The sequence below is a fragment of the Okeania sp. SIO3B5 genome, from assembly GCF_010692555.1.
Taxonomy (GTDB): Bacteria; Cyanobacteriota; Cyanobacteriia; order Cyanobacteriales; family Microcoleaceae; genus Okeania.
Window position 1 is genome coordinate 1 of the sequence record NZ_JAAHHG010000475.1, and the last position, 7,744, is coordinate 7,744.

The following is a 7,744-nucleotide window of genomic DNA, read 5'->3' on the forward strand; positions in this document are numbered from 1 at the left end:
CCCGCGTCTCCGTGTCTCCGTGTCTCCGCGTCTCCGTGTCTCCGTGTCCCCGTGTCTATCGAGAATGAAACAGCCCTGCTACTGGGAGGGGGAGGGGCGAGGGGTGGGTTCTCTCCCTGTACGGACGTTGCATACAACGTCTCTAGCTACTCAAGAAGGGGTTTGAGTACCTATCCACTTTTTCCTTCTTTCTTCTTCCTTCTTCCTTCTTCCTTCTTCTTTCAAATAAATGCTAAGATTATTCATAAAACAATTAATTTAGAATTTAATGGAACAAGAAATTTATAAGCAAGCAATAGCAAAATCTCGTGCTAAAGACTATCAGGCAGCAATTCAATATTTTAGTCGAGTTATAGAAATTAATCCTAATTTTGCTGAAGCTTATTATGGCCGAGGTTTAGCAAAGTTTGATTTAGGAAATAACAAAGAAGCGATCGATGATTATACTCAAGCTTTAGGAATTAATCCTAATTATATAGATGCTTATTTAGCTCGTGGTATTGCTAAGTTGGCAGTAAAAGATATTTCGGCAACTATTGCAGATGCTAATCAAATAATTACTATTAATAATGACTATGCTCCGGCATATAAATTGTTAGGTAATGCTTATCGTAAACAAGATAATCAAGCAGATGCCATAGATAATTTTAAGCGAGGAGCAGAATTGTATTTAGAACAGAAAGATGCAGTTAATTGTCGGAAATGTTTGGATAATATTAAACAAATACAATCTGTATCTACTACTGCTGTAAAAATTGAAAATAATCTCCAAAAAGGTGATAGTAAAACATTTTTAACTAAGATTTTAAGAAAATTTGAAAAAGGCGATCGCCAGGGAGTAATAGCAGATTTAAACTGGGCTTTACAAGTAGATCCAGAAGATTCTCAAGCCTATTGTTGTCGAGGAATTATTCGTTATAAACAAGGGGATAATTTAGGGGCAATATCAGATTTTAATCAAGCTTTGCAATTTAACGATCAAGATGTTTTAGCTTATCAAAACCGAGGGATAATTCGCAGTAAAATGGGTGATTTTAAAGGAGCGATCGCTGACTTTGATGCGGCTTTAAAATTTGAACCGAATAATTCACTTATTTATCTAAGTCGGGGAAATACTTATCGGGATATGGGAGCGTATCAAGAGGCAATGAAAGATTATGAACGAGCATTAAAAATTAACCCTAATGAAGCCAAAGTTTTTTATCATCGAGGCATTGTTTATTCCCGTTTAGAAGAAATGAAAAAAGCCATAGATGATTATCAGAATGCTGCTAAATTATTTGGGGATGCTGAAGATTGGAATAATTATAAAAAAACCTTAGATAATTTGAAGAAAATTCAGGGAACTGTTCCTAGTCAAAATCGGGATTTTAATGAAGATAATCAATATAAACAACTACAACAAAAACTTTTAAAAATGGTTGGTGGGCATTGGGAAATGGCAGAAAGATTAATCGCAAAAGTTCGAGAAAAATATCCTGGAAGAGATAGGATTTGGTATTTGGAAAAAGTTATATCTGATTATCAGCAATAGTAAGATAATTTCATTAATTGATAATGGATAATGGATAATTGATAATTACCTCTGGTTAAAACCGTTACGGAATTGAATATCAGGAGATATTATTTATTTTTCCTTAAAAGGGGAGGCTTTAAACCAGAATTATTTAATTATTAATAATTAATAATTAATAATTCGGTAAGCATTCAGCCGTCAGCTATTAGCTATTGCTTTTCGTGTGGCTTTAAAGCTGTATTAATTGAGCTAGAATTAATGGGTGAATCTCATATTTGCAAAAATACTTTTTTCCTATATATTCCCTGTTGCCTGTTGCCTGTTGCCTGTTGCCTAAAAGCGACAAATTTTTGGCTTTATTCAAAATTGAGATGCACCCGAATTAATCTTACTACAAAAGTCGTTAAAGTCTATATTCATTTAAACTATGTCCTTAAAAGCAGAGTCTTATTGCTGAGAGCTGACAGCTAATAGCTGAATGCTTACAAGATAATTAATGACAGTAGATTGCAGATATATGAGATATAAAAATGAACGTTCGAGTCTTTGTAGTGCGGGCATCTTGCCCACGACGGGAGTACCTATCCTTGATGAAATATCCTTTCATTAATGAATTTTAATTCCCCTTAGTGGATAATTCCTCTCTAGTATGATAATGAGTTAATAGCTGATAGCTGATGGCTGACTGCTGAATGCTTACTAATTAAGGTTTAAAGCCTCTCCTTTAAAGGAGAAACAAGAAAATATTTTCCTTTTATTCAATACTCTTCCTTTTAGGGAGAGGTAATTATCAATTATCAATTATCAATTATTGAAATAGCGATCGCTAGAATAGAAAAGATTATCTTTTTAAGAAGAACTTCTCAGTAAATTTACCGAAATAACCTGTATCTATAACTTTACTAAATCTTTAAATTTTTATCCTGATAAGTAACAATTAAGTCAGTAATTAATAATGCTAACAAAAGTTAAAAACTTAACTATAGGAAATCCGGTTGTTAAATAACAATATACTTCCTATTGAATTGAAAAAAAAACAGGGTGTCTACCAAAATGTGTTGTTTTGAATAAAAACTTAAAATGTTGGATAGACACAAAAGGACTGCGGATATTGATTCGGTATTTTGGCAAGAATGGCAAGAGCATCAAGACTATCTCTACCGTTGCTGTGTCAGATGGATGGGAGGCAACTCCACAGAAGCAGAAGATGCTCTGAGTATGGCCATGCTCAAAGCTAGGGAAAAAATAGGACAGTCCGTCAAAGCAATTAAGAATTTTAAAGCATGGTTCGCTCAACTAACCTACAACCTCTGCATGGATATACTTAAGAAAAGCAAGGGCAATTTTCTAGAGGTTGAAGATGTAGAGTTAATTGCGTCGTCAGCAGATATAGTAACTCCAGGAGAAAATCCAATTCTTGCTGCTACGCAGCAAGAATTGGAAAAATTTTTTTGCTTGGCCATTGAGGATCTGCCAAAGAAACTACGGGAAACTTTTGTTCTTTATTTTGAGAAACAATACTCTTATCAAGAGATAGCTACAGAGCTGAATATTTCTTACCCTAATGTCCGCAAACGAATTTCTCAAGCACGAGCTATTTTGCGAAAAAAGTATAAGGAATTTAACGAAGTCAGAAGTCAGAAGTCAGAAGTCAGAAGTTGTTTTTGTAACGGGGGGATTTGAGCAAGCTTCCAAAAACATTTTGCCTTAAAAAGCAGGGTGTTAGATCCACTTATTTTGATGAAATTCCTGTTGGTGAGTCTGGAAAATTAGAAAATTCCCCACCTCAAGAGTTGCAAACAAAAATTGTTGTTCTAGAGAAAACCTAGAAGGCAGTTTTATCTGAAGAGAAGGGAACCTACACCTACTATTGCAACATTTTTTCCCACTTCTTAAAAAAAAATTCACAATTTGCCAGCCAAAACAGTCTTACTAATAGAAGACAAAAAAACAATCTTGGAGTTCCAAATGAAAAATACAATCGTTCGTCGTTTAACTATAGCTGGTGGTTTACTTGTTTTCAATACTTTGGCTTTTGCCACTGTTGCTCGTGCAGGTGAAGGTGGTATCGCTGGTAGTACGGCTTTCACTCTTGATACAAATAATAATGTTACAGGTGTAGCTGTGTCTGCTGCGGTAGGTAAGGAAAATGCTTCTGCTGCTGCTTTTAACTACGATGCTGCCAATGCTAATGGTTTACAGAACTCTGCTTGGGCGTTGGGTAGTGCTGGCATACAGCAATTCACGACTGTCGGCAGTACTGCTGGTTTCGGTGTTGCGACTACTGCAGATGCTGACAAAGCTAACCCACAAACTAATACCTTTAGTGCTGGAACTGTTGATGTGAAACTTGGTACTGCTGGTGGTAATTCCGTGGTTGAAGCTCCATAGTAGTTGAGTAGTTGGGTTCAGTGAGTGCGTTAGCGCCAGCTTATCCATAGGATAAACCCAACACCAAATACTATTGTGTCTCAACTTCAACCCAACCTACAAATATCCTGATGTTGGGTTGAAGCATGAAAGCAAACCTACTGGCCTTGTACAGCTAATTTGGTAGTCTAGTTTTGGGTAGTGCGTTTGCGTAGCGTGCGCGTAAGCGCCAACGTCTCCCTCGCTAGAGAACAAACGCGAGCAAGATGTTCGCACTACTCTATCTCATCATTTTAGGTGTGCCACACCACTACAAATATTCACCCCTGGCAATGATGCTCTTGTGCCATTGCCAGGCAACAAGCAAAGGGGTAGGACGCGGTGACGCGGGGACGGGTCGATTTGTGGTGAACAAGCAACGGTTTCGGCCATTTTATGTGAAGAAATTTTCTTGAATTTCAGCAGAAAATTTCAGTAAATTGATGCCAATAAGAGCTATAAACTAGGAGATAAATTGAATATACAGGACTTACGCATCAACGCTATTAGTAGGGTGTATTAGCGGTAGCGTAACGCACCTGAACTCTATGTATAGTGCCTTTGCGTAAGTCCTGATATAAAAAGCTCCTAAGCCTTATCTATCCTGTTTTTTAGCTTTCTTCGGCAAACCTTAACTAAGCCGAAGTCATCTCTTATTATAGCGCAAGGCAACAAGCAACAGGGGAATACAAAAGGGTTTCAGCTTCTATTTATGTCGAACACCTTAATGGGTAGCGCTATAACAAACAAATTTTTGATGTAAAAAAACCGAAATATTTGGGATAAACGGTGCGTTATATCATGTCCGGTTGAACAGTGATAAATAAATAACGACGGAGGAGTCAGGAGTCAGGAGTCAGGAGTCAGGAGGGAAGAAAGAAGAAGGAAGAAGAACTGGAGTTGAAGGAGAAAGTTTTTTTATAACTAATTATCCGGACATGATATTACATTTCATTTTCATGTCGCGGAGCGTTAACGGAGTTATGCGACAGCAAAACGCACCCTACTGGACTGCCAGAAGTAATGGGAAGCTATAAAGGGAGATTTATGGCAGAACCTGTTCTGGTGAAGGATATTCAGGGATAGAAATATTCTGCATAGACGGTGCGTTACATTTCATTAACGCACCCTACTGGACTGACACACTTATTATAGCGCAAGGCAACAAGCAACAGGGGAATACAAAAGGGTTTCAGCTTCTATTTATGTCGAACACCTTAATGGGTAGCGCTATAACAAACAAATTTTTGATGTAAAAAAAACCGAAATATTCGGATAGAAATATTCGGCATAGACGGTGCGTTACATTTCATTAACTTCTTTACAGCAAATTCCAAGTATATGAAGTACAGATATTAATAATTAAATTTTATCAGTGCGAGCATCTTGCTCGCGTGATTGTACCTCACCAAAGTGGAATACCCCGTATCAATAAATATACTCGAACCGAATTCGCGACATCCACAATAATGAGCAATTTTTCCCAATTCACCGCTACCCTCACGAAAAACTTTGCTGTCATTTCCACCATTTTAACTACAGCATACTCAACTTCAGCATTAGCAGAAATTCCTCAATGGTCTACCTCAGCAACAGACCTCAAACCCCCATCACAAAATTTATCACCCGAACCCAACTCTACAGCACCATCATTAAATAAAAAGCCGAAAAATTCAACCACACCGTCAAACCCAGATTATATTATTCCGCCATCACAAAATTTAGCATCCGAACCCAACCCCGCAGCACCTTCATTAAATAAAAAGCCGAAAAATTCAACCACACCGTCAAACCCAGATTATATTCTTCCGCCGCGCATCGCTCCGGATGAAAAAATTAACACCCTCACCACAAGTTTACCCCTTAACAATATTCCCATCAGTCACCTTACGAAATGGCAATTTAATACTTCCCAAACTTTTGCCGACACTGCCAACAATGACACCTTTTTCAACGGCACCCTCAAACTTAACGGTCGAGTCATCGAAAGCATAACCCGCGATAACATCTATACTGTAGACCAAAAAGCTACTTATTTCCAACTGCGAACAGTTCCCCTAGACAGAAAAGTTACCACCAGAACAATTGAACCCAAAACCCTCACCGGAACAGAAATTCAACTGAGTTTAACAGCAGCTTGCTTTTTTCCCGATACTCCCAACGACCAAAAATGTACCTACACCCCTGGTTTAGCTACAGATCGCAACAGCATAGACTCAGAATTTTTAGTACCCACTCGCATCTTACAAAGTTCCCAAGTAGGAGATGTTGTCACACCAGAAACCTTAGCTTTTATCAAACTTCCCGGTTTTCAAGGAGGAACAAGCAGTCAACCTATTGGAGTAGATTTGTTTTTTCCCAATGCAGGTGCTTTTCCGGGAAACACCCAATCTCAAAAAACTGAAATTGAACGAGAAGAAGAAAATGACTACACGATCGCTACCACAATATCACGAGTTCGTCAAGTCGTCAAAGCTAACGATACAGAAGCAGCTATCGGACGGACAATTCATGGTTTTACCGTGTTTTTTGATGATGAAAACCGGGGACTAAATAGAGCCATTCAAGCAGGGGCACAATTTTTACCCGATATCATTCCCGACTTAAAAGGCAGTGAAAATGCTGTTAACTCTAATATTAACCGCTATTTATTTTTAGCAGCTAATAACACTCGTTTACCCAGCAGCAGTTTTACCATCTATTCCGCTGGAGTCGGGAGAGCAAAAAGTTTAACACCTGATATCACCAGTTTAAAGCAAGTTCCCAGAGGAAGTTATCATAGTATTTGGTTAGGTTTTTCCCCCATCATTGACCGCAGTATTAACGAAGGCCGTACATTCTATGACCCCACAAGTCCACAAGTAGCGATCGCCACGGCAGGATCGGAAGGTGGAGCAGAAAGCAATATCGAATTAGATTCAGCAGTTAATCAAGACACATTTTCTACTGCCAACCTCCAAGATTTTTATGCCCAAGTATATCTCAGCTTTTTACAACAAGATGCCAACTTTATCAGAGAAAGTATCTATCAGGAGGAAACCAGTTATTCTCCCCATCTGAGCTTTACCGGAAATTGGACGGGTACTCAAGATGTTTTCCGTTACTATACTGGCGTCATTGCCTCTGAAAAAGTCAATTTCTACCTGGGTGCTGACTACACCATCAGCACGGTAAATGGTTGGAGTTTTCGTGCTGGAGGTATCGGTTACACTAACCCAGACAGAGATTATTACAGCCAACTTTTTGGCAATGTCGCTAAAGGTTTTCGTATTAGTAAAAATGCTAATTTAACCTTCTCAGCATTCTTCAACTATGCTATAGATAGAGATACTAGAATTGGCGATATTGTCAATAATTCACCTGCTAGTGAACTTGCTGCTAGCGCTCGTTTGAATTGGGGAATAGCTTCTGTTGGTGTCACCTACTATTTTGGTGATATTATACCCAATTCTTTTGAGGACCGCTTATTGTTAGAGTTCAGTATTCGTCCCCTCAAAACTGTTACTTTCTCTAGTTACTTCGCACCAGTTGATGAAACCTCTAGCCGCTCTGTTTATGGTGCCAGTGTAACTTGGCAACTGAATAATAAATATAATAGTCCGACTCTATCTTTGAATTGGCAAAATCAGGAATATAATTATGGTCAAGATCCTTTTGGAAATAATATTGTAATAACCGATAATACTTTTACAGTGCTATTTCGCATGGGCAAACCTGCTAGATAGTTATACAGCAGATTGCAGGTAGATGAGGTACAAATATAAATGGTAAAGTCTTTGTAGTGCGGGCATCTTGCCCGCAACTGGTTTACCTCCTAGA

At 38.3% G+C, this 7,744-nt stretch carries 5 protein-coding genes; 4 read left to right on the forward strand and 1 reads right to left on the reverse strand.

The window, feature by feature from the left end:
• The first annotated feature begins 268 nt into the window (after positions 1–268).
• From F6K54_RS35850 to F6K54_RS35860, 3 genes are all read left to right on the forward strand, one after another.
• Complete coding sequence (locus F6K54_RS35850; RefSeq protein ID WP_293088569.1) at positions 269–1,534, forward strand: tetratricopeptide repeat protein; 1,266 nt, start codon at positions 269–271, stop codon at positions 1,532–1,534.
• A 1,062-nt stretch (positions 1,535–2,596) separates the two neighbouring features.
• Positions 2,597–3,199 carry an RNA polymerase sigma factor gene (locus F6K54_RS35855; protein ID WP_293088571.1) on the forward strand — a complete coding sequence of 201 codons (603 nt, stop codon included), beginning with the start codon at positions 2,597–2,599 and terminating at the stop codon, positions 3,197–3,199.
• Between the two features lie 285 nt (positions 3,200–3,484).
• Positions 3,485–3,907 (forward strand): hypothetical protein, encoded by a 423-nt coding sequence (locus F6K54_RS35860; protein WP_293088573.1) that lies wholly within the window; start codon positions 3,485–3,487, stop codon positions 3,905–3,907.
• A gap of 267 nt (positions 3,908–4,174) precedes the next feature.
• Here F6K54_RS35860 and F6K54_RS35865 read toward each other — a convergent pair whose 3' ends face one another.
• On the reverse strand, positions 4,175–4,318 hold the full coding sequence (locus F6K54_RS35865; RefSeq protein WP_293088575.1) for a hypothetical protein: 144 nt from the start codon (positions 4,316–4,318) through the stop codon (positions 4,175–4,177).
• 1,076 nt (positions 4,319–5,394) lie between these two features.
• On the opposite strand from F6K54_RS35865, the gene F6K54_RS35870 reads away from it, so the two are divergent.
• On the forward strand, positions 5,395–7,650 hold the full coding sequence (locus F6K54_RS35870; protein WP_293088577.1) for a hypothetical protein: 2,256 nt from the start codon (positions 5,395–5,397) through the stop codon (positions 7,648–7,650).
• The last annotated feature ends 94 nt before the right edge of the window (positions 7,651–7,744 follow it).

Bases quoted from the DNA above. Each gene is read 5' to 3' on its own strand.
- F6K54_RS35865 (WP_293088575.1), bottom strand. From the start codon at position 4,318: ATGGCCGAAACCGTTGCTTGTTCACCACAAATCGACCCGTCCCCGCGT.
- F6K54_RS35870 (WP_293088577.1), top strand. From the start codon at position 5,395: ATGAGCAATTTTTCCCAATTCACCGCTACCCTCACGAAAAACTTTGCT.
- F6K54_RS35855 (WP_293088571.1), top strand. From the start codon at position 2,597: ATGTTGGATAGACACAAAAGGACTGCGGATATTGATTCGGTATTTTGG.
- F6K54_RS35860 (WP_293088573.1), top strand. From the start codon at position 3,485: ATGAAAAATACAATCGTTCGTCGTTTAACTATAGCTGGTGGTTTACTT.
- F6K54_RS35850 (WP_293088569.1), top strand. From the start codon at position 269: ATGGAACAAGAAATTTATAAGCAAGCAATAGCAAAATCTCGTGCTAAA.